Below are 23315 nucleotides of genomic sequence, written 5' to 3'. Positions count from 1 at the left end.
ACATAGTCTTATTTCTTCTAACACATTATTTCTTTGTGTAGTAAAGGATTCAAGCCATGATAACACCAACGATTGGGAAGATGATACATAGAATACCACAGATAATTCCAAGAATCTTGTCGTTATCTTTAAGTGTGATTGAATAGAATATTGTGAAAATACCAAATACCACTACAACTATTCATGCAACAAATAACATGATTGCACCAATGTTGTACATGATTGATGTAGCGATTCTTACGTTAATAATTCCTGCCACGATCATCAATACAAGACCAATTACTCAAACGATTGTTGCGTAAATTGCTCATTTTCATCATTTATCTCTTGAAGATTTATCTCCAGCTTTTGATCCACCTTTAGAGTAGTAAAGGATTCAAGCCATGATAACACCAACGATTGGGAAGATGATACATAGAATACCTGTAATAATCCCAACGATTTTATCAGTTGTGTTTGATAGTGTTAGTGAATAAATAATTGTAAAAATACCAAATACTATTACAACTATTCATGCAACTAAACAAATAACTCCACCAACAATAGCGATAATTTTAGCTATTGTGTGAGCTGCGTTCCCTCCGAATGAAGCGATTGAACCTGAAAGTATAAATAATATAATTCCGATTACTCATGCGATTGATGCATAAATTGCTCATTTTCATCATTGGTCTCTTTGTGCAGAAGAGTTACCAGATGATTTTGTTTCTTTTTTAGTAGCCATTTAAAAAGCCTCCTTGTTTTATTAGTTTAACCATAGTATTCTACCATTGTTTTTAACAAGGTTTAAAAATTAGTAATAAAAATGAACTATTTCCACTAATAGCAGACAATAATTCTTGTTTTATTTTAGTTTTTATGCTTCTTTTTTTAATTTTATTAAATAAACTTGATCATTAATTCAAAGTGTGTCTCCAGGTCTTATTTTAGACCCTCTACCCTCTGGTTCTTTACCATTGATAGTTATCTTGTTTCTTTCTATGAAAACTTTTGCAGCTCCACCTGAATGTGTGAATCTTAGTTTTTTTAGTAATTGTCCAAGTTTGATGTATTCTCCGATAATTTCTATTTTCATTTTATACCTCCTTAGTATCCTCTATGTGGTAGAACTAATTGAACTAACGCTTTGTTAGACTCTCCCATAATTACAAATGGTTTAAGTTCTCCGATAAATCTTATTACTACGTCACCTTTGAATGTTCTTAAGGCATCCTTCATAAATTTGGAATCGAACGCTATTGAAAACATTGTGTTTCCTTCTCATTTGAAGTTTTCTGTTTCAACATGTGAATTACCAACTTCTTCTTGTTTTGATTCGATTTGTAATTTACCTTCTTTGATTTCTAATTTAACAGTTTTTGCATCTCCTGAAGAAACAACAATTGCTTTATCTATTAAATTACTTAATTCTTTAGAATCAATTTCTAATTTATAGTTATACTCTTTCGGAATTAATCTTGATAACTCTGGGTAAATACCATCTATTAATCTTGATTGAATAATTGAAGAATCGTGTTCTATATTAATTTTAGAATCATCAACTTTAATTTTAACCTCACCTTTGATTGAAGCAGGGATGAAATCTTTAATGTTTTTAGCGAGAATAGTTATATTGAAGTTATTTACTGAAGCAGTATCCATTCTTGAGGTAGCTAAACGATATGAATCTGTAGCAGATACCCTTAAATGACCTTCCTTAGCTATTATATTAATACCATTAAGGATTATCCTTCTATTGTTTTCGGCAGCAGCAAAAGCTACGTCTTTGATTGTTTTCTTAAAATCCGCTGAATCTAAGATTAATTCACTACCTACTAAATCAAAATCGATCATAGGGTAATCTTCTGGATCCATTAGATTTAATTTAAAGCTTGAACCCGCTGAATAAATGCTTAATGTATTTTCACTTGTTATTAACTCGATTTCTTTTGATTGTTTTTTAATAATCTCTATAAACATTTTCCCTGGTATTAAACTTTCACCTTCTTGGATGATAGTTACATCATCATTAACCAGTATTGTTTCTTTAATAGATAAAACTCCATCAGACGCTAGTAATTCTATTTTTTCATTAGTTACTTTAAATAAGATTCCGTTTAATGATGTAAGAGCTGGGTTGTTAGATAATGCCTTTGTTATGTTTTTTAAATGTTTTTCAAATAATGATTTTTCTATTTTGATATTCATTGTTAATCTCCTTAGTTAGTTTTTGTTTAATTATTAGTATTAGTTGTGTTGATTTAGGGGAAAACCCTTAAAACCCTTTCTATAACTGCTTAATAAAGATTTGCAATTATGTGGGTAACTTGTGTTTAACTAACTTTTGTAATTTTTGATTCTATTTGTTTTATTGCCATTTTAACAGCTGAGTTAATTCTCATTGATGTTTCTATCTTATTAATCGCAGACATGGTTGTTGAGTGATCTCTACCACCGAAAATTTCACCTATTTGAGCGAATGATAGTTGTTTTATGGATCTAACTAATCACATAGCTATATGTCTCGCTTGTACAACATTTTGTTTTCTTGTTTTTCCGTATATATCAGCCTTCGGTATTTTGTAGTAGTGAGATACTGTGGAAACAATTCTTTCTGGAGTTAATTCTTCTTTATTGATTTTTAATTGATCGAATATTTTAGAAACAACTGCATGCGTATATTTAATTGATTGATTATCCATAGTGAAGAATTTAACCCTCTTAACGGCTCCTTCTACAGATCTTATTGAATTTGAGTAATTCCTTGCTATGAATGATAAAGCTTGTTCTTCTCACTCTGATGAGTTCAACCCTTCTAGGTCTAATTTTTGCCTTAATATTGCTATCAAGTCGTTTATATTAGGGGTTTCTATTTCAAGAGTTAACCCTTTTTCAAACCTCGTTATAAACCTATCTTCAAATCCACCTAATTCATTTGGTGTTTTATCAGCTGCAAAGATTATTTGTATTCCTTTTTCTAAAGCAAAGTTAATAATATTGAATAAAACCGCAAGTGTTTTTGTTCTACTTCCTAAGTTTTGTATATCATCGAACATTATGTAATCAAATGATGTAATATCATCGATGATTTTATTAACTTGATCTTGGCTTTGCTTCATTGCTTCTGTTAATTTATAAGTTAACCTATCTGGGTTTATAAATAAGGCAGTTTTACCTTTCTTAATAACTTCATTCCCAATTGCGTGTAACAAGTGTGTTTTTCCTAAACCTGATGAAGAGTATATAAATAAAGGAGAAAATATCCCTTGCTCATCAATGATTGCTCGCGCACCCCTTAATGCTTTTTTATTAAATTTACAACTAACATAATTATTGAAGTTATATTTTTCAATGATATTAGATTCAGCGATTATTGTCAGTGGTGCTTTTTTAGAAGTTGGTGTAGTTGGATTTGAATCTAATTCTATTTGACTTACATAAGTTCCTTTAAGAACTAATTTGACATCAACATTTCTTTCCAAAACTTCTTTAACGGCTGTTTGGAACATTTGACCATAATCTCTTTCTAAGATTAATCTAACTGGTTCCGATGGAGTTTCTATGACAACAACACCCTTATAATCTTCGATAATATTAATTTCCTTAATAAAAGAATTAAAAATCATTTCGTCTGATATTGCGGATTCTAAATAATCTACTAAAAGTTGTGTGTTTGATTTATTATTTATTTTTCTAGCTTCTGATTTCATATAACTAAATTGTATTACTTACTAAAAACTATGTGGATAAATAATCTTAAAATAACACCTTTTTTAGAGTAATGCACATAGTTATCCACATATAAAAACCCTATGAATAATGATTATTGTGGGTTTTCCACAAAAATGTATGTTGATAATATAAAAAGAGTAAAAAGAATCGTAAAAAGAAAAGGTATAAGTCCTTAGAATGCAAAAAAGATTATAAAAAGTTATATAATATTCACACAAACAAAATGGAGGCATTATGAAAGTAGTTGTTACAGGTGGGGCAGGGTATATCGGTTCACACGCCGTATATGCATTAATAGAAAAAGGGCACGAGGTTATTGTGATTGATAACCTTTCAAGAGGATATGAGGCGAATATCCATCCAGAAGCCAAATTTTACAAAGCGGACTTGAGAGACGTGGAAGACATCAAAGAGATTTTTGATAAAGAAGGAAAAATTGATGGAATTATGCACTTTGCAGGATACATTGTTGTTCCTGAATCTGTTGAAAAACCATTAATGTACTTCAACAACAATGTTTACTCAGTTGAAAAATTATTGGAAGCAGCAGATCATGCAAAAATTAAAAATATTGTATTTTCATCTACTGCTGCAGTATATGGAGAACCAAAGGTTGTTCCTATAAAAGAAGGGGATGTTAAAGAACCTGTTAATCCTTATGGAGAATCTAAATTAGCTGCAGAAGCGTTAATTAGAGGTTGAACAAAAGCTAGAGGAACAAATCATGTTATTTTCAGATACTTCAACGTAGCTGGAACACACCCATCGGGAAAAATTGGTATTAGAGGTAGAGGACTCACACACTTATTACCAAGTGTTATTGAAGCAGCAATTGGTGTTAGGGAAAAATTTGTAGCTATGGGTACAGACTACCCAACAAAAGACGGTTCATGCGTACGTGACTTTATTCATGTTAATGATTTAGTAGCTGCACACATAAAAGGTCTTGAATGATCAATTGAAAATAAAGAATCAGGAATTTTTAATTTAGGTTCAGGTTCAGGTTATTCTGTACTTGAAGTATTAGAAACGGCGAATAAAACACTTGGTTTCAAAATACCTAGTGAATTAGGTGGCAGAAGAGCGGGAGATCCTGCTAAATTACTTGCTGACGTTTCTAATGCAGCGAACATTCTTAAATGAAAAACAGAACAACCATTAGAGGTTATGATTAAAACAGAATATGAATTTAGAAAAAAATTAGAAAAATAATGTATAATCTCATTACTTAACTCACATATCATGAGTGATGGCAACCAATAAAATAGTGAAAAGGAGCGGCAATGAAAAGAACTTACCAACCAAACAAACGTAAGCATGCTAAAACACATGGTTTTAGAGCCAGAATGTCTTCTGTAGGTGGAAGACTTGTTCTTAAAAGAAGAAGAGCAAAAGGTAGAAAACAACTTACAGTTTCAGATAAATAAGAATAATTTAAAAAAGTGCGTCGTACACTTTTTTCTTTTGCCTTTTTTGTCCTTTGGTTAAAAACAGTAAAAAAAGCAGTTTTTCACACACTTTAATCAAAATAAAGAAGTATATTAAGGTATAATTTAAACACTGTATATGGAATATATAGGGGTAAAACAAGAATAAAAAAATAAAAAAATTGGAGGAAATCATGAAAAGAACTTACCAACCAAACAAACGTAAACATGCTAAGACACACGGTTTTAGAGCCAGAATGTCTTCTGTAGGTGGAAGACTTGTTCTTAAAAGAAGAAGAGCAAAAGGTAGAAAACAACTTACAGTTTCAGATAAATAATGAAGAAACAGTTTAGACTTCAACATAATAGGGAGTTCCAATCAATAATTAAAAAACGTAAACAGTTTGTTACGAATTCAATTATTTTATATTATGCAAAAAACGATAGCCACCTTAGGGTTGGATTATCGGTTTCAAAAAAATTCGGTAACGCAGTTGTCCGTAACAGAATGAGAAGAAAAGCTAGAGCAATCATCAGAGAATTGGGTGTGCTCGATTTAAAATATGATGTTGTATTGATAGTTAGAAAAAACTTTATCGATGCATCATTTGCAAAACAACAGAAAGCCATAACACAAGTTTTCGAAAGGTTAAAGAATGAAAAATAATACAAAGAAAAGCAATGGAAATTACGATTGATTCCAAAATGGTGGAAACAACAAAAAAGCTAAAACACCAAAAGAGAAGATAAAAAAAGTATTCAAAATTTTTAAAATCTTTTTATACATAGCGCTTGCTGCATTATCTCTTACAGGTTGTGTTCAGTCATTTGTTATCGGTACAACTAACTACTCAGGACAAGGTATGGAGTTATACAAATCAAAAGATCGTATTACACCACACGTTGTTACGTATAACGTTGACAAAGGTAAATTAACACAAGATGCCAAAGTTAACTACTACTTAAACGAAACTGAAGATCTTAAAGAAGTTCATGACTTCGTTGGAAAACAAGGTGGAGATCTATCAACATGAAAAACTGAAAACAACGCAGTTAGAATTATTAAAGATGGAAAAGTTCTTGGTGGAAAGAATATAGCTAGAGACACCGCTGGAAATCCAATGGTAGTAAGTAAGTCAGCTGACCAAGCTGGGTTAACAACAACATTCAAGACAACAACTATTAAAGTCTATAAGTATGACGAGTCTAAAAAGACTTATACAGAACTTAAAAACAAACCTACACTGAAATTACCAACAGTGCCTAGAAAAAATAAAGAGCAAAAAATTGAAGCAGCATTCGAAACTGCAGCATTCGATACTCTTTACCAAACAATGTTTATTGATGGTGGTAAATTTAATGCTATTTACAACCTTTTAAACAACACAACAGCTGGTACAGTATATGATGAAAAATCACCTGAATTTAAAATAATCAAACAATACAACCAACAATTAAACAACCTACAAGTAACAACTGGTGTTGTTGCCTCAACAAATGACAAGTGAACAACTTTTGATAAAGCTACAGAGTTTACTTCTCAAACAGATAATGGTAAGGTGAAATCAAGATCAGATCTTGCTTTCAAATTAAGTACTAAAAACTCTTTAAGAGCAATTTATGATTGAAAAACTTCATGAAAATTAGGTCCTTTCTACGGATTATTCGTTTACCCTCTTTCAAGACTTGTTCTTGCACTAGTAGGTAGCTTCCCAATGATGAGTGGATGAGAATCATTACTTGCAATCGCAATTGCAGTCATCATTATTCGTACATTCGCATACATGCTTACATTCAAATCAACACTACAACAAGTTAAACAACAAGAGCTATCTTCTAAAAAAGCCGCTATTGAAGCTAAATATGCTCAATACAAAGGTAATAAACAAATGGAACAGAGAAAAAGACAAGAAATGTCTGAAATGTTCAAAAAAGAAGGTATTTCACCTCTTGGTTCAATTGGTTCAATATTCCTAACAATGCCTATATTCTTGGCCATGTGAAAAATTATTGGTGGTATCCCTCACCTGAAATCAACTTCATGACTTGGAATTCACTTCTCACAAACTTCATGAAGAGAACTATTCCATGGAGAATTCCAATATCTACCATTGATGCTAGTTGCAGCAACGGTTCAAGGTATATCAATATACATCCCTCGTTTACTTACAAAACGTAGAGATAAGAATAGAATTAATGCTCATCAAAAAGCTGCTCTTAAAAAAGCAAACAAAACACAAAACATCATGATGGCTGTATTTGTGTTCATGGCATTAATCTTCTCAGCCGGTCTACAAGTTTACTGAATCTTCGGTGGATTATTCACAATCGTACAAAACTTAGTAAACCACAAAATTATTAAATGACAATCAAAACGTAATAAACAAAAACGTATTAAAGCTGTTTAATAGCAAAAAGAACCTCATGGTTCTTTTTTTAATTGCTTTATAATTTAAGTATGAAAAAGAGAATATTAAAACTAAGAGATGGTAAAAAAGTAAGGACATATATATGAGATAATGTTGACCAACCCAAAGGAATGGTCCAATTAATCCATGGTTCTTTAGAACACGGTAAAAGATATGATGAATTAGCAAATGTCTTCAACAAAGCTGGTTATATTGTTGTTGCCGACGATCATAGAGGACACGGAGAAACTGACGATGATATGCTTGGGCATGTAGGGGTTAATGTGACTGCACAAGACATAGTAAACGATCTAAAAGAAATAAATGCTTTTTATTACAAAAAGTATCAACTACCTGTTGTGGTTTATGGACATTCTTGAGGTTCTTACCTAGCTAGAACACTAATAAGTCAAAAAGGCGTTAAGGTTGATAAGGTGATAATTTCGGGAAGTGGATGAGAAACTCAGTTTGCTACTTCATTTGGTCTTGGATTCCTTAAGATGTTGAGGCTTTTCAAGAAAGACCACGAAAAATCAAAAATGGTATTCAATATTACATTCAAGAAATTCAACAAAGGGTTTGCAAAGAATTCAGAAACAGGGATGGAATGATTAAGTAATGATGAAAAAGAAAATAACAAATTTTATAATGATAAATTAAGAGGAGATCAATTCTCAATATCTGGTTATAGAGCATTGTTGGGAGCTGCAAAACTCGCTTGTAACAAGCACACACTAACAGAAACACCAAATATAGATATATTGATTGTTTCTGGTGCTGATGATCCAGTTGGAAAAAAATCAAAAGGAGTTACAAAATTCTATAACAAACTCAAGAAATTTAATGATTCGAATGTGACCCTAAAACTTTACAAGGGTCAACGTCATGAAATTCATAATGACACAGAAAGAGAAGTCCTATTTAAAGATATAGAAGAGTTTTTAAAATAATTGAAAAGAGGAAAATATGAAAAAGATATTAGCTGATTTGACAATTTATAGATCAAACATTCAAACAATACATTGAAAGATTCAAGGTTGCAACTTTATACCTATCCATAAATTCACTGACAAGATGTATGAAGAAGTAAATGAATTCATTGATAGGGTTGTTGAGAAATATGTTCAAAAAGAGGTTGAAATAGACACAACACTTAAAACACTTATGGACAATTCAACATTATCAGAAGAAACAAAACTGAATATTACAGTAGATGAGGGTATTAAGAAGTTAATCCAAGATGCTTTAAGCATATTAACTCAAGTCGAAAAGGCTTATGATGATATTGAAGGTCTTGGATCAATGGATCTTATTCTTGATGATTTGAGAGATTATCTTGAAAAAACAATTTGATTCCTAAGAAAAAGTCTTAAATAAAATAATGCAAACGCATTATTTTTTTCTTTGATAACTTGAAAGGTCATGAATAATCTTATCGTTGAGTTCTTTGTTCTTAGAATAAACTTCGGCAAAAAGAGCATCCATAATGTATTGAATGACGATGGCACTAACAGAAGGAAGTTCAAATGAATCATCTCCCATAGCATCATAGAACACACCATTGATATGAGCATTCTCGAAATCTTCAATATTAGTTGTTCTAGATGCAGTTAAAGAAACAATGATCTGTTTTTTGGTTTTTTGGTTTGCGCAGATCTTTTTAACTACTCTTCTTATATTTGGGTTCTGTCCTGTTGTGGAAACAAATATATGAACGGAATTCTCTTTAGGCAAAATCATCCCAATATCAGAAGCAACATTATAGCAAGTTGATGCTATATTGATTTTATTTAGCTTTCTACTTAAGGTTTGAGCCATTAGATGTGTAAAGGCCTCTCCATAAACAAAAACATTGTTTGTTTCGAATATCTTATTCGCAACTAAAGTTAACTCATCGTAATTTAAAATCTCATTTGTTTTTTCTAGTGAGATTAGTATCTCTTGTAAAGTCGATGGAAGGCCATTAGAGTGCTTTGTTCCTGTTAGTTCTAATTCGGTAAGTAATTCGTTTTGAAACTCCTTAAAACCCCTCATTTTCAGTTTTTGGCAAAATCTTGTTATACCTGCTGGTGATACTGAAAGCAATTTTGCTAATTGAGTTATGCTTAATTCACCTGTTTTGTTATTGTAATTAGATAAAATATAGTCCGCAATCTTTCTTTCTGACTTTGTATATTCATTTTTATTTGTTGAAATCCTTGTTTTTAACATACTTTTATTATACAAAATAAAAATCTTTTCAAAAAGAAATAAAATTATGAAAATAGTTAAAAACTAATAGATAATTAGTAAGAGTTAATAGCTCAGATTCTCTATAAGACCAATAGAGAACATCCAATATACAATAAAAAATCAAAACACACACCAGTGTAATGTCCGAATATGTAAATTAAATTCTTATTAAACTGTATCCTAAGTGCAGTTTTTTCTTTTGCGTTTTTGTGGTGGGGTAATTGTCTAGTTATATGGTGGATCAACTTATAAAAAAAGAACATTTTTTTGACCCTTATGGTGATTATTTGGTATTATCTTTTTACAACAAACTTATTTACAAAAAAAGACTTTGTAATATAATATATTAGTAAAACGATTCAGGAGGCCAAATATGAACAATTTTAACGAAGAAAAAAAGCCAAAAAAATTCAAAAGAAGAGTTAAAAAACATATAGCGCTTGGAGTTTTATCTGCCGCAGCAATAACAGGTATAACATTTGGAGCCATTCGTTTATCTCACCAAGAGAAAACTGGTAAAGTAATTCCTATTAATTATCGTTGAGACGTTCAACACCTAGAAGGCGAAAAAGCAAAAGAAGGCGCAAAGTTCGATTTTGTATATGCGGTCTGTACAGCTTTAATTAAATATCGTGATGACCTTAAGGCTCTTGTAAAAGATCCAAACACGGATTGAGCAAATAGAAAAGAAACAATATTTGCTTTACCCAACCTAAAAGACGGGACAACTTTTATTGGTGGTGACAACTACACAAGTAAAATTAATTCTGCAAAAGAAGCACAAGAAGTTATTGAGGAGTTGAATGCATATTTAGATTTATCCGCAAAACAATATGGAATAAAATTGAGATTTGAATTTAAGAACCCGTTCTTAAGAGAAATCTTAAGGAATGTGCGTAAAACACTAGAAGATCATGGAATTCCATGACAAAAATAAAAACCAGCATTAGCTGATTTTTTTATTCCTGAATTTTAATTCAATAATACCTTGGCTTTTTAAATATAGTGCTAATAGTGCATTGATTCCTATAGCGGCAAATATAGCCACTACAACTAAACCATACATTAGAGGTCTATCTATCGATGCGTAATCAGCACCAGAAAGAGCAATCAATATAGTTATGAATGAAGCTGCAACCAAACCAAATGAAAATGCAACAAAGGCTTCTCTTCAACGTTTTAATATAAATGATGTTGTTAACACTGAAGATATAAGTCCAGCAATTATTGCTACACCCAAAATCAAGAATACAGGTATTGCTGTTTTTAATTCTCCATGAACTGCCGCAGACACAGTATTTGTTATGTCTGTATATGTATTAAAAAGATAAAGTAATAAACTTCCTGAGATTCCTGGGATTAACATTGCAAATCCAGCACAGAACCCAGAAACAAGCAAGATTGTGGCTGACTTTGCATTTAAAGTCATAACTTCTTTTTGTCCTGAGGACCTAATCATCGTTACTCCCCCAAAGGCAAATCTAACAATAAGTCCTATTGTTATCATCAATAGAAAGCCAATCATAAAAAGGAAAAGCATTTTCTTATCTGGTTTCTTTTGTGTTTTTTCCTCGCTTGGCTGATCAACTGTTAATTTTGGCTTGTTAACCAACATAAATAGTGGGATGCTTAGTAATGCAAATGTTGAGAAGAGAACTACAGCAATAACACCATATCCCTTTTCACTCACCTTACTCATTACCAGCATAAATCCTAGCAGCGTCCCCATTCACATTATTAGAAAGGGAAGAACTCACAATAGGTGTTTAATTCTTGTTGAATCCTTTTCGGGTTTAAATATACCCTTAAAATTCATAATTAATTTATCGTAGAAATTAAGTAGTGATAGGGTTGTTCCTCCTGAGAACCCTGGTGTACCATCACTTAAACCCATTAATACTCCATAAGCCATACGCTTCGGTAGTGACTCTGGTTTTAAATCTCTTTTTTCATCTTTATTTTGCTCTTTAATATTTTTCATAAAACTATTTTCTCATAAATGATTATTTAAATGAAATTTTACAATATGTTTTATTGATAAAAAAAGAAAACAACTTGGTTGTTTTCTAGTGGGTCAACAGTGTTGATATGGTACCCGAGACTGGACTTGAACCAGCACGCTGTAAAGCAAGAGGGTTTGAATCTCTCATGTCTACCATTCCATCACTCGGGCAAATGTGCCCTTTAATTATAATGCTTTTTGTTCTTTCTTTCGAAATATATATGAAAAAGAAATTAATGGATAGAATATGAACCCTAATATTGGCATGAATCATGCTCAAAACACTAATCACGCCCCACCTCTAATACCTCTTCTTTTTCTTGCAACTTTCATTCAAATAGATGTCACTACAGCAAATAATCAAGCCACAATGAATAGTAACATTCCGAAGAAGAATAAATCACTTGTACTTGTGAATCATTCTCCGAATCCTTTGAGTACTAGCATTATGATACGGTGTTTATCAGCATCTCCATTAAATGCAACCTTCGCTATTTCTTTAAATGAAATATATTCTGAAAATTCAAATAAACTTTTAGCAAACGCAATGTGGTTATCACTTATTGGCTCAACTTCATTTAAGACACTGTTTTTCTCTTTAATTAAAGAAACTAGTGATTTAAAGAAATCGTGTTGTGTTGATTCGTTGTTTAGTAAATCGTGAATTTGAGAACTTAACTGTGCAGCAATTTCTTTCGGTGTTCCCGTTGTTGGGATAATGATTTTGTTGCTCTCTAAGTTTTTATTTAAATCAGCAGCGAGTTGCATTAATTGCTCCTTGCTCATATTCCCTCCCTTAACATCACTAGCTAGGTTATTTGCATATGTCCCAACTTCGCGAGCATATAGTAGTCCTGATATTCTGTTATAAAATTGGATTAAAGATACAACCATTAAAATTAAACCTAAAATAACAATTGCTGAAATTATTAAGTTGATGAAAGCGGAAACCCAAACCCCCGTTTTTTTCTTAGCCATATATGACCTCCTATAAATAAATATTAAAGCATTTCTTTAAAAAAGTAAGTTTTTGAATATTATTTTTTAACTACAATCAAGTTTTTAATATTTTATATTACTCTTAGTTTATAATAAATATACTATGTATGACACAATAACAGCAATATCATCTGGGAATGTAAACCAGGCCATATCAATAATCAGGGTTTCAGGTCCTGAAGCTTTTGAAATCGTTTCAAAAATATACACTGGTAAGGTTGGTAAGGATAAAACTTTAACATTCGGTAAGATAATGGATCAAAACGAAATTGTTGATGAAGTTTTGGTTGCTTGATTCAAAGGTCCAAACACTTTTGTTGGTGAAGACACAGTTGAAATTAATGCACACGGTGGTGTGGTTAATACAAATAAAATATTAGGTTTAATACTTGCGAACGGAGCAAGAATGGCTGAAAATGGTGAGTTCTCTAGGCGTTCTTTTATGAATGGTAAGATGGACTTGGTTAAAGCGGAAGCAATTAATGACTTAATAAACGCTAAGTCAGAAGCGCAAACTAAATTATCAGTTAAGAAGTTTGATGGTAGGACTTCAAAATTGATAGAAGGTCTAAAAGCTAAGATGCTTAAGATTATCGCAACTTGTGAAGTGAATATTGATTATCCAGAATATGATGATGTTGAACAATTAACTACAGAGAATTTATTACCTGCTCTAAAAGAAATTGAAAAAGAGATTGTAAACGTTGTAAATGTCTCAAATAGTTCAAGAGCAATTTATGAAGGTGTTTCAGTAGCGATAGTTGGTAAACCTAATGCGGGTAAATCATCATTGTTAAACGCGTTATTGCAGGAAGAAAAAGCCATCGTTACAGATATACCAGGAACTACAAGGGATATTGTTGAAGGAACATTACAAATTGGTCAAGTATTATTGAAATTGAAGGATACTGCAGGAATTCATAATACGGATGATAAAGTTGAAAAAATGGGTATTGAAAAATCAATAGCTGAAATATCAAATTCTGATTTAGTAATTCACTTAATTGATTCAAAAATTGGCGAAACTCAAGATGATATCGAAATCGAAGCAGCATCTAAAGGTAGACCATATTTAAAAGTTTGAAACAAGAATGACCTAATGAAGCGTGAAGGTATTTCTATTTCTGCTAAAGAAAACAAAATAACTGAATTGTTTGATGCAATAGAAGATAAGTTTAAAGATATCGATTTAAACGACGAAAGAATTGTTTACAACACAAGGCAACTTTCATTAATAAAAGCTGCCTTAATATCTATTCAAGACGCAATTAACGGACTTGAAATGCAACTTGGTCCAGACACAGTTATTATTGATATACAAAAAGCATGAGATGACTTAGCTAATATACTTGGTAAAGCAGATCAGGAAGACTTATTAGATTCAATGTTCAAGAACTTTTGTCTTGGTAAATAAACACCTCGGGTGTTTTTTATTATTTTCTTTATAATTTATATATGAAATATATAGATACACATATGCACGTAGTGCCTTCAGAGTTCGATGACTATAAAGAAATTTTACAAAATGCCTTTGATAAAGGTGTTCATAAAATGTTTGTTGTTGGTTGTGAAGAAAAAACAATACCCGAAACATTAGAATTAGCAAAAGAATATGAAAACATCCACCCAATAATTGGTATCCATCCAAATGATTCAACAGGTGCAGAAGATGCGGAGTTTGTAAGAAAACACTTTACAGAAGATGTTATTGCAATTGGTGAAATTGGTTTAGATTTTCACTGAGAAGATAACCCTTCAAGAGAAACACAAATTGCTTCATTAGAAGCGCAATTAGAACTAGCTATGGAAAAAGGTGTTCCTGCAGTTATTCACTCACGTGATGCTAATGAAGAAACATTAAAAGTTATTGGTCAAGAAAAGTACAAAGACCTTCAAATCGTTATGCACTCTTATGCTTACGGATCTGAAAGTTTACAAGATTATCTTGATCTTGGTTGTTATCTTTCATTCTCTGGAATTGTTACATTTAAGAATGCAAAAGACTTTAAAGAAGCAGCAAAGATGATTCCGCTTGATAGACTTCTTTCTGAAACTGATTCACCTTATTTAGCTCCTATTCCACATAGAGGTAAAAAGAATCAACCAGCTTATGTAATTGACACAATCAAACATATTGCTGAACTTAGAGAAGAAAAACTAGAGGATGTTCTAGAAGCTATTGAAAAAAATGTTAAAGATGTATTCAATGTTTAAACCACATTAGTGGTTTTTTCTTTATAATTAATTCAATATGTTAACACTGAATAAAATAAAAGAATTACAAAATAAATATGAATTGCAAGTCCATGCTAAAAAAAGATTCGGTCAAAACTTTTTGATTGATCAAAATGTTTTAGAACACATCATCAAAGTTGCTGACATCAAAGATAAAGAAGTTGTTGAAGTTGGTCCGGGTATGGGTTCACTAACCGTATTCCTTCTTCCAGAAGCAAAGAAACTTACAGCATACGAAATTGATGAAGATATGATTAAGGTTCTTAGTGGAGAAATCAAGGAAGACAAATTCGAATTAATCGATGGAGACTTTTTAAAACAATCATTAGAGTGAGAAGGGAAAAGAACTTTAGTAGCAAACTTACCTTACTACATCACTTCAGATATTCTTTTTAGACTATTCGAAAATGTTGAAAAATTTGATAAAGCTGTAATCATGATTCAAGATGAAGTCGCAGATAGACTTAGTGCTCCAGTTGGTTCAAAACAATATGGTAAATTAACAATATCTACAAACTATTACGCAACAGTTAAAAAAGAATTTGTTGTTAAACCTTCTTCATTTTCTCCTGCTCCGAGAGTTAATTCAGCCATCGTCTCTCTTACATTTAATAAAACACAAGATTTAGATAATAAAGCTTTCTTGGAATTTGTTAAAAAATCATTTACACAAAGACGTAAAACATTATTTAACAATTGAAAATTAATAATGGGTCCTGATACCGCTAAAAAAATGATTTTAGAAATGGGATTAAAAGAGTCGGTTAGACCTCAAGAATTAACAAATAAACAATTTGAAGAAGCTTTCTTAAAGTTTAATAAATAAGCACCTTTATGGTGTTTTTAAATACCAATATACACCAAATTATGTATAATAATTTTATGAATAAAAAGTGAGTAAGAGACGCTTCAGTTTATCCTGGGGTAACATTTGCAGATATTGAAAATACCTTTATTGAAGAAGGTGCAAAAATAGCTGAGGGTTGTTTTATAGATCCTCTTGTAAGCATTGATGCAAAATCTACAATAGAAAAAGGTGTAAAACTGTATCAAGGTGTTGTTATAAAAGAGTCGTTTATTGGTGAAGAATCATCGATTGGGCAATACACACTTATTAGAAAGAATGTTATTCTTCTTGGTAAAAACTCAATAGGTCCTCAGTCAGAGATTTCAAATTCTACTTTCCACATTGGTTCATCGGTTTATCACAAAGCTTTTGTGTCTGATGCAACAATTGGTGAGGGAACACAGATTGGTGCTAGTGTTATAACTGCAAACTCTTGACATGACGGTAACAAATACGAAACAATCATTGGTAAAAATGCAAAAATTGGTGTGAATGTAGTATTTGTTGCTCCAATTGAAATTGGTGATGAAGCTATTATTGCTGCGGGCTCAACAATCACAGAAAACGTAGGAACAAAACAATTAGCTTTCGGTAGAGCTAGACAAGTAACAAAGGAACAAAATGAAAAATAACAACGAAACAAGAATATTTGCCATGGAGAACTCAGAAGTTCTTGGTAAAAAAATTGCAAACATATTAGATATTGAATTATCAACAATTGAAAAAACAGTTTTCTCTGATGGAGAAATATTTGTTCAGTCAACAAACACTGTAAGAAATAAAGATGTATTCATCATTGCATCAACTTCAACACCAGTAAATGACAGCATCATGGAATTACTTCTATTTATTGATTCTCTTAAAAGAGCATCAGCTAGACACATCACTGTAGTTAACACATATTATGGATATGCAAGACAAGATAGAAAAGCAAAAGGTAGACAACCAATCGGTGCTAAATTATTCGCTGATTTATTAGAAACAGCTGGAGCAACAAAAGTTATTGGTGTTGACTTACACAACCCTTCAATTCAAGGATTCTTCAACATTCCAGTTGATGATTTAAAAGGACAATTCGTATTCGCCCCAGAAATTAAAAAGCTTGGAAAATTCTCAGTTGTTTCACCAGACCATGGTGGAGCAGTTAGAGCTAGAGTTCTCGCTGAATTAGTTGCTGATACAGTGCAAGTTGCTATCGTTGACAAACGTAGAACAGGACCTAACCAATCAGTAATTTCAGGTATCCTTGGAGATGTTAAAGGTAAAAACTGTGTTATCATCGACGACATGATCGATACAGGTGGAACAATCATCAAAGCTGCTGAAGAACTTAAGCGTCAAGGAGCTAAAAAAATCCTTATTGCTGCAACACACGGTATATTCTCAAAAGGTTTCAAACACTTTGAAGAATCAGATGCTATTGAACATGTATTAATCACAGATTCAATTGCAGGAGTTTACGGAATAAAATCAGACAAACTAAAAGTTGTTTCTTTAGATACATTCTTAGCAAAAATTATAAAAGCTACAGTTGATGGAACATCAGTTTCAACAATCTACGAACAAATTCAAAACAAACTATAATTATTAATAACGAGAAAGCAATAGCTTTCTTTTTTTTGTGCAAAAATCAAAACTACTCTCACATTGATAAATACAATAATTCCTTTTCTATGTCAAGAAAAAAATAAGGTGTTAGGAAATCTTAACCTATTAAACCCTAACACTCAGCATAAAAAGATGCATTTAAAAATAAAATAATTATGCATATTGGTCTTAAATATGCTTTAAATCTAAAAGGAGAATTATTTAAATTATGAGAATTAAAACAAAACTTTTAACAGGTTTCACAGCAATAACAGCTGTTGCAGTTCCTGTTGTAGCAGTAGTATCATGTGGAAAAGGTGATGTACAAGATAACTTCATTAAACAAGGTTCATATCAAGACGCTGGAAGGCTTTTAAAAGCTGATAAAGCTGATTTAGTACCTATTTATTCAGATGCACGTAAAGACTTTGATAAAGACGTTATGGACTGAGCACTAGCTAAAGGTAAAGATGGGAAATTAGCTAATACAGAAGTTCTAGCTGTATCAGATAAAATCTATAACAATGGTCTTGTTTCTAGACCTGAATATTCACAAGCAGCTAACGCCAAATTAGCTAAAATGTTCCAAACACTTATTGGTAATAAAGCATTAACAGTTGAACAAGGTGGTAAAAAGAAACAAGTTTTCGATGCAACTTATTCAGTTAAATCTTACAATGCGATGGTAACGGATTCAACAGATACAGAACCAGGTAATAAAGAACACAAGAACCACGAAACAACATTCGGTAGTTCAGAACCTACAGGTACATTTACATTAGAATTTGTAGCTTCAAGAGATCCTGAACAAATTAAAAAAGCGGCAAAAATTATTACAAAAGAACTTTTACCTTTACTGAAAAAAGAATTTAAAGGTGTAACAGGTATTAAATACAATATTGCAAATGATTATTCAATTGCAGCAGAAAGAGTTGCAAGTGGTAAATCTTCAATGGGATTCTTACCATATGACACATTTGATTCAATCATTAAAAATGGTAAACATGTTCATATGTTTGCACAAGCAAGTAGAGATCACTTAAAATGAGATCCAGTAAAAGCACAAGGTTCAGAATTTACAAATGAACAATTAGTGAAAATGGCTAATGATCCAGCAAACATCTACAATGGTAACAATGTGGAAATTGCGGAAAAAGGTTCAAACGATGCAACTTGATATAGATCAATGTTCATTGCTAAAAAAGGTCAAAAAGTTAACGGAGTTCTACTTAAAGATTTATTTGAGAACCCAACAAAAGAAAAATGAGACAAAGTAAAAGGAGACTTAAGAATCGCACATGGTTCAACAACTTCTGGAGCTTCATACTTAATGCCACAAAAAATTATGGAAAAACATTTTGGAAAATTCGGATTTAAAACATTTAAAGACATGTTTGGTCTATAAAAAACTATAGGTAAAAACAAAACAAAATACTTCAAATAAGGCGCTGAGCCTTATTTGTATCTAAAAATAGGAGAAGAAATGAATAAAAAATACAGCCATACGATAAAATTTGAAAACGTTAGTAAAGTTTGACCTAATGGTACAGTTGCACTTTCTAATATTAATTTAGAAACCAACCCCGGTGAATTTGTTGCTGTCATTGGTCTTTCAGGTGCGGGTAAAACAACACTTGTTAAATCAATCAATAGTTTAACAAAGATATCTTCAGGTAAATTATTTGTAGATGGACACAACATATCTAAAAACCCCTCAAAGAAAAAATTAAAGAAAGTTAGAAAATCTGTTGGGATTGTTTTCCAAAGATATAACTTAGTTGATAAAGCAACAGTAATTCAAAATGTTTTAAATTCAATTGTTTCGCAATTGCCATTCTATAGACAAATATTAGGGATATTTACAAAGAAAGAAAAAGAAGCAGCGCTTAGAGCACTTGCAACAACAAACATGCTTAAAAAAGCATATGTTAGAGCAGAAGATCTATCAGGTGGTCAAATGCAAAGGGTTGCTTTAGCAAGAACACTAGTTCAAAACCCGCATATTATCCTTGCGGACGAACCAGTTGGGGCTTTAGACCCTATTATGGCCAAGTTCATAATGGATGACTTTAGAAAGATTAACATTGAACAACAAATCACAGTTATTGCCAACTTACACCACGTTGACTTAGCTCTTAAATACGCAACAAGAATTGTTGGTGTTAAAGAAGGTGTAATTGTTTATGATGGTAAATCAGAAGATGTATCTTATGATGTGCTAAAACAAATTTATGGAGATAACCTTGAAGAAGAAGCGGTTGAAGCTGCTTTAGGAATCATTGAAGACAAAAAGAAAAAAACAGTTAAAAAGAAAATAACTGATAATAAAAAAGAAGAAGTTTCAAAAGATTCTGGAAACAATCTAACAAATAAAAAACAAGAACTTAAACAACAATTAAGAAAACAACAAGGAATGAAACCAAGGGTATCAAATCCAAAAAAGGTAGATATCAAAAGATCATTAAGAAAAAATGCGCAACACCTGTAAAAAATTATTTAGTTCATTAAATTTTAGGTATGTTTCAAGAAAACAACAAGTTCACAAAAAGTTTCCGTGAACATCATTAGCAGTATCTGCAGCAATCTTATTAATTGCGATAACTGCATTCTACAAATTAGGTAATGATAATCAAGCGATAAAATCATTGTTTGACAACTTACCAAAATTCTTTAATTTTAAAGATTACCATTCAATTACTGGTGATGTGTATACGACATCAGACACATTCCAAAAGTCAATTGAATTTATATTTAAGACCATAGGTATCGCTCTTGTTGGTACCGTTATTGGTGCTTTCGCAGCACTACCACTAGCATTCTTGGCATCCAAGAATACTATCAAATCAAAATTCATTTATATACCAATGCGGATCGTACTTTCGATTATGCGTGCATTCCCACCAATACTACTTGCATACATTTTGAAATATGAATTTGTATCGGATACTAATGGAGTAATTACTATTTCAATATTTGTAGCCTCAATTATGGCTAAATGAATGTATGAAGAATTTGATTCTGTTGATACGGAATCACAAATGATGCTAGAAGCATTTGGTGCAAACAAATGAATGGCATTTAAAAGAGGTTTATTCCCACAAGTTACAGCAAAATTTGTTTCATTAACACTATATGCTTTTGAAATGACTGTTAGATTTGCTTCAATACTTGGGGTTATAGGTTTAACTGGGATTGGAGTTCTAATAAGTAGATACCAATCAATCCCTGGAACATGAGGGCAATTGACAGTTGTTATTTCAGTTATCGTTATGTTTGTTATGTTAATCGAAGCTTTAGCATGGGGTATTAGAAAATTCATACTTAATAATAAAGCTAAAGATTATTCAACAGAATTTAAAGAAAAAGGGTTGGGAAACAATGAAGAATCAGTTCAATGAGTTCTTAAAAACCCAAGAAAATTATGAATACCTAAAGTAATTTTTGCTTTAGCTTCTATCGGTATAGTTATATACTTTGCTCTTAACTTAAGATTTGATGTGTTGAGAAACACGGATGAATTCCCTGTATTGTTAAAAGCACTTTCAAAACCAGAATGAAAATTCATTACGGATTGATCACTAGATAATAATGCTGTTAAATTAGCATTAGAATCACTTGGTATGGTTGTGTGTTCTATTATTATAGGATTGATTCTTGCAATTCCAATTGGGCTAATTGCATCAAGAAATGTAGCGCCGATATATGTTGCATTTGTATTTAGATTTATACTTATTTTAATCAGATCAGTTCCTGCATATGTATATGCTATTGTTCTATGAATGGGTGGAACAAATCCAAACTTTGTTGGAGCCTTAGCGCTTGGAATACACGCTATAGGGATGATGGGTAAACTGATTGCTGAATCAGCTGATAACATTGATAAAGAAACAATATCAGCAGGTAATGCATTTGGAATGGGAACATTCGCAAAAATCAAATACATTATTTGAAACTCAGTAAGACCACAAATCTTCTCAACTGCTATCTATAGAGTTGAAATCAACTTTAAACAAACAGTTATGCTTGGAGCACTTGGTATTAGTGCATTCGGTTACGAAATGCTTAACGCTACAGCTAAATTATCAACATATGGTAAAGCTTCAGCGTTTATAATTGTTACACTTGGTGTAGTTCTTATCCTAGAACAAATTTCTAATATGACAAGACTTAAAATTAATAGAGGTTACATCTTTAGAAAACCGAAAAATAAATTTAAAGAAGAATACTACTCAACAATTAATTTAGATGCTAAAAAATAATATCCACTTATGGATATTTTTTTATTTTAATAGTATAATTATTTAGATATGAAGAAAAACACTTTCACATTAAATAATAATAATTGCTAAAACGTAGATCACAAAGTTCTACGTCTATTTATTATTGAATGTGGAGCTTTAAATAATTAAAGAACACATTCTTAAAAAAGGATGTGTTTTTAAATTCATAAAATTAAAAAAAGAAAGGATAGCAACAAAATCATGTTGCTATATAATTTAGTCATGACTATAAAACAATTATTAAAAGACATTGCATCACTGCATGAAACAAAACAAGAAATTAAAGGATGAATTACAGCTAACAGAGGGAACAAAAAAATTAGATTTGTTGCTGTAAATGATGGTTCAACATTTGCTAACTTACAAATCGTTGCTAAAGCTGAAATGGGAGTTGACCTAGAATTAGTTGATAAAGCTAGAATGGGTGCTTCTGTAATCGTTAAAGGAACATTACTACACACACCAGAAGGTAAACAAGTTGCAGAACTAGTTGCTGAAGGTTTTGAAATTCTTAAAAACACAGATGAAGATTTCCCATTACAAAAAAATGGAATCTCAAGAGAAGTTCTAAGAGAAGTTCCACACTTAAGACATAGAACAAACTTATTCCGTGCAACAATGAGAGTTAGATCAACATTAGCACAAGAAATTCACGCACACTTTGCAAGCAAAGATTACTTACTTGCTGCATCACCAATTATTACTGGTAACGATGGAGAAGGAGCAGGAGAAGCATTTGTTGTAGATGATGAATCAAAAGATGCATTCTTCGGTAAAAAAGCTACACTTGGAGTTACAGGACAACTTCACGCTGAAGCTTATGCAAATGGATTTGGTGGAGTTTACACATTCGCACCAACATTCCGTGCTGAAAATTCACATACACAAAGACATGCTGCTGAATTTTGAATGGTAGAACCAGAAGTTGCATTTGCTGACTTACAAGAAATAATCAAAATTGCTGATGAAATGTTAAAAACAGTTATTACAAAAACAATGGAAAAACACCCTGAAGAATTCAATTTCTTAGAAAAATTTGTTGCTCCAGGATTACATGAAAAACTTCAATCATACTTAGGACAAAAATTAACAGTTATGGACTATTCAGATGCTATTGAAGAACTTAAAAAAGTAGCTGACAGATTTGATGAAAAAGATATCAAATTTGGAATTGATTTAGCTACAGAACACGAAAAATACATTGCAGAAGAATTAGTTAAAGGACCAGTTGCTGTTACAAACTATCCAAAAGATATTAAAGCATTCTACATGTTCCAAAATGAAGATGGAAAAACAGTTGCTGCATTCGACTTATTAGTACCAGGTATCGGTGAACTAATCGGTGGATCACAAAGAGAATGTGATTACGATAAATTAGTTACTCGTATTAATGAAATGGGAATCGACCAAGAAGACCTACAATGATACTTAGATTTAAGAAGATTTGGCCAAGGTATGTCAGCTGGATTTGGACTTGGATTTGAAAGATTAGTTATGTATGTAACTGGTGTAGAAAACATCAGAGACTCTATCGCTTTCCCAAGAACACCAGGAAAATTAATGATGTAATAAGTAAAAAAACACCCA

General features: G+C 31.7%; 24 protein-coding genes and 1 tRNA gene. 17 read left to right on the top strand and 8 right to left on the bottom strand.

Annotated features, from left to right (window positions below; translation table 4 throughout):
- Positions 1–25 precede the first annotated feature (25 nt).
- The 4 genes from ACOMC1_RS03260 to dnaA form a co-directional block, all read right to left on the bottom strand.
- The gene (locus ACOMC1_RS03260; protein WP_420331213.1) at positions 26–724 is read right to left on the bottom strand and encodes a hypothetical protein; all 699 of its coding nucleotides are present in this window, start codon (positions 722–724) and stop codon (positions 26–28) included.
- A gap of 132 nt (positions 725–856) precedes the next feature.
- Positions 857–1075 carry an RNA-binding S4 domain-containing protein gene (locus tag ACOMC1_RS03255; protein WP_420331212.1) on the bottom strand — a complete coding sequence of 73 codons (219 nt, stop codon included), beginning with the start codon at positions 1073–1075 and terminating at the stop codon, positions 857–859.
- 11 nt (positions 1076–1086) lie between these two features.
- Positions 1087–2187: a DNA polymerase III subunit beta gene (dnaN, locus tag ACOMC1_RS03250; protein WP_420331211.1), complete on the bottom strand. Its 1101-nt coding sequence runs from the start codon at positions 2185–2187 to the stop codon at positions 1087–1089.
- 125 nt (positions 2188–2312) lie between these two features.
- Positions 2313–3689: a chromosomal replication initiator protein DnaA gene (gene dnaA / locus ACOMC1_RS03245; protein WP_420331210.1), complete on the bottom strand. Its 1377-nt coding sequence runs from the start codon at positions 3687–3689 to the stop codon at positions 2313–2315.
- A 256-nt stretch (positions 3690–3945) separates the two neighbouring features.
- Here dnaA and galE point away from each other — a divergent pair, with 256 nt between their 5' ends.
- From galE to ACOMC1_RS03210, 7 genes are all read left to right on the top strand, one after another.
- Entirely contained in the window at positions 3946–4923 is a 978-nt protein-coding gene (galE, locus tag ACOMC1_RS03240; protein ID WP_420331209.1) for a UDP-glucose 4-epimerase GalE, read from the top strand.
- Between the two features lie 71 nt (positions 4924–4994).
- Entirely contained in the window at positions 4995–5138 is a 144-nt protein-coding gene (rpmH, locus tag ACOMC1_RS03235; RefSeq protein ID WP_420331208.1) for a 50S ribosomal protein L34, read from the top strand.
- Between the two features lie 194 nt (positions 5139–5332).
- Positions 5333–5476 (top strand): 50S ribosomal protein L34, encoded by a 144-nt coding sequence (rpmH, locus tag ACOMC1_RS03230; protein WP_420331208.1) that lies wholly within the window; start codon positions 5333–5335, stop codon positions 5474–5476.
- Positions 5476–5805: a ribonuclease P protein component gene (gene rnpA, locus ACOMC1_RS03225; protein ID WP_420331207.1), complete on the top strand. Its 330-nt coding sequence runs from the start codon at positions 5476–5478 to the stop codon at positions 5803–5805. Before rpmH (ACOMC1_RS03230) ends, rnpA begins: the two co-directional genes overlap by 1 nt.
- A complete protein-coding gene (gene yidC / locus ACOMC1_RS03220) occupies positions 5795–7546 on the top strand; it encodes a membrane protein insertase YidC (RefSeq protein ID WP_420331206.1) in 1752 nt (583 codons plus the stop codon). The genes rnpA and yidC overlap by 11 nt, the downstream gene beginning before the upstream one ends.
- Before the next feature lie 50 nt (positions 7547–7596).
- The gene (locus tag ACOMC1_RS03215; RefSeq protein WP_420331205.1) at positions 7597–8496 is read left to right on the top strand and encodes an alpha/beta hydrolase; all 900 of its coding nucleotides are present in this window, start codon (positions 7597–7599) and stop codon (positions 8494–8496) included.
- Between the two features lie 16 nt (positions 8497–8512).
- Positions 8513–8923, top strand: coding sequence for a ferritin-like domain-containing protein (locus ACOMC1_RS03210; protein ID WP_420331204.1), 411 nt, complete (start codon positions 8513–8515; stop codon positions 8921–8923).
- Positions 8924–8938: 15 nt separating this feature from the next.
- On the opposite strand, the gene ACOMC1_RS03205 is transcribed toward ACOMC1_RS03210, so the two are convergent.
- Entirely contained in the window at positions 8939–9757 is an 819-nt protein-coding gene (locus ACOMC1_RS03205; protein WP_420331203.1) for a MurR/RpiR family transcriptional regulator, read from the bottom strand.
- 394 nt (positions 9758–10151) lie between these two features.
- Between ACOMC1_RS03205 and ACOMC1_RS03200 the strand changes: the two genes are divergently transcribed.
- Entirely contained in the window at positions 10152–10715 is a 564-nt protein-coding gene (locus ACOMC1_RS03200; protein WP_420331202.1) for a hypothetical protein, read from the top strand.
- Between the two features lie 9 nt (positions 10716–10724).
- Here the strand turns inward: ACOMC1_RS03200 and ACOMC1_RS03195 are convergent, their stop codons facing one another.
- The 3 genes from ACOMC1_RS03195 to ACOMC1_RS03185 form a co-directional block, all read right to left on the bottom strand.
- Positions 10725–11759: an undecaprenyl phosphate translocase family protein gene (locus ACOMC1_RS03195; protein WP_420331201.1), complete on the bottom strand. Its 1035-nt coding sequence runs from the start codon at positions 11757–11759 to the stop codon at positions 10725–10727.
- 108 nt (positions 11760–11867) lie between these two features.
- Positions 11868–11951: transfer RNA gene (locus ACOMC1_RS03190), tRNA-Leu, on the bottom strand.
- Between the two features lie 15 nt (positions 11952–11966).
- Positions 11967–12758, bottom strand: a complete 792-nt coding sequence (locus ACOMC1_RS03185; RefSeq protein WP_420331200.1) for a hypothetical protein — start codon at positions 12756–12758, stop codon at positions 11967–11969.
- 124 nt (positions 12759–12882) lie between these two features.
- Between ACOMC1_RS03185 and mnmE the strand changes: the two genes are divergently transcribed.
- From mnmE to asnS, 9 genes are all read left to right on the top strand, one after another.
- Positions 12883–14193 (top strand): tRNA uridine-5-carboxymethylaminomethyl(34) synthesis GTPase MnmE, encoded by a 1311-nt coding sequence (mnmE, locus tag ACOMC1_RS03180; RefSeq protein WP_420331199.1) that lies wholly within the window; start codon positions 12883–12885, stop codon positions 14191–14193.
- Between the two features lie 41 nt (positions 14194–14234).
- The gene (locus tag ACOMC1_RS03175; RefSeq protein ID WP_420331198.1) at positions 14235–14993 is read left to right on the top strand and encodes a TatD family hydrolase; all 759 of its coding nucleotides are present in this window, start codon (positions 14235–14237) and stop codon (positions 14991–14993) included.
- A gap of 37 nt (positions 14994–15030) precedes the next feature.
- A complete protein-coding gene (gene rsmA / locus ACOMC1_RS03170) occupies positions 15031–15840 on the top strand; it encodes a 16S rRNA (adenine(1518)-N(6)/adenine(1519)-N(6))-dimethyltransferase RsmA (protein ID WP_420331197.1) in 810 nt (269 codons plus the stop codon).
- Positions 15841–15896: 56 nt separating this feature from the next.
- Positions 15897–16493 (top strand): DapH/DapD/GlmU-related protein, encoded by a 597-nt coding sequence (locus ACOMC1_RS03165; RefSeq protein WP_420331196.1) that lies wholly within the window; start codon positions 15897–15899, stop codon positions 16491–16493.
- The gene (locus tag ACOMC1_RS03160) at positions 16483–17445 is read left to right on the top strand and encodes a ribose-phosphate pyrophosphokinase (RefSeq protein ID WP_420331195.1); all 963 of its coding nucleotides are present in this window, start codon (positions 16483–16485) and stop codon (positions 17443–17445) included. The genes ACOMC1_RS03165 and ACOMC1_RS03160 overlap by 11 nt, the downstream gene beginning before the upstream one ends.
- A 232-nt stretch (positions 17446–17677) precedes the next feature.
- Positions 17678–18853: a hypothetical protein gene (locus ACOMC1_RS03155; protein WP_420331194.1), complete on the top strand. Its 1176-nt coding sequence runs from the start codon at positions 17678–17680 to the stop codon at positions 18851–18853.
- Positions 18854–18931: 78 nt separating this feature from the next.
- Complete coding sequence (gene phnC / locus ACOMC1_RS03150) at positions 18932–19936, top strand: phosphonate ABC transporter ATP-binding protein (protein WP_420331193.1); 1005 nt, start codon at positions 18932–18934, stop codon at positions 19934–19936.
- On the top strand, positions 19920–21707 hold the full coding sequence (locus ACOMC1_RS03145) for a PhnE/PtxC family ABC transporter permease (RefSeq protein ID WP_420331192.1): 1788 nt from the start codon (positions 19920–19922) through the stop codon (positions 21705–21707). Before phnC ends, ACOMC1_RS03145 begins: the two co-directional genes overlap by 17 nt.
- Before the next feature lie 243 nt (positions 21708–21950).
- Complete coding sequence (gene asnS, locus ACOMC1_RS03140) at positions 21951–23297, top strand: asparagine--tRNA ligase (protein ID WP_420331191.1); 1347 nt, start codon at positions 21951–21953, stop codon at positions 23295–23297.
- Positions 23298–23315 lie beyond the last annotated feature (18 nt).

Origin of the sequence: Mycoplasma todarodis (assembly GCF_965212735.1) — a bacterium.
Taxonomy (GTDB): Bacteria; Bacillota_I; Bacilli_A; order Mycoplasmatales; family Metamycoplasmataceae; genus Mycoplasma_K; species Mycoplasma_K todarodis_A.
Note: the sequence above shows the minus strand (reverse complement) of the source record. Positions and strands in the feature narration are given on the sequence as shown.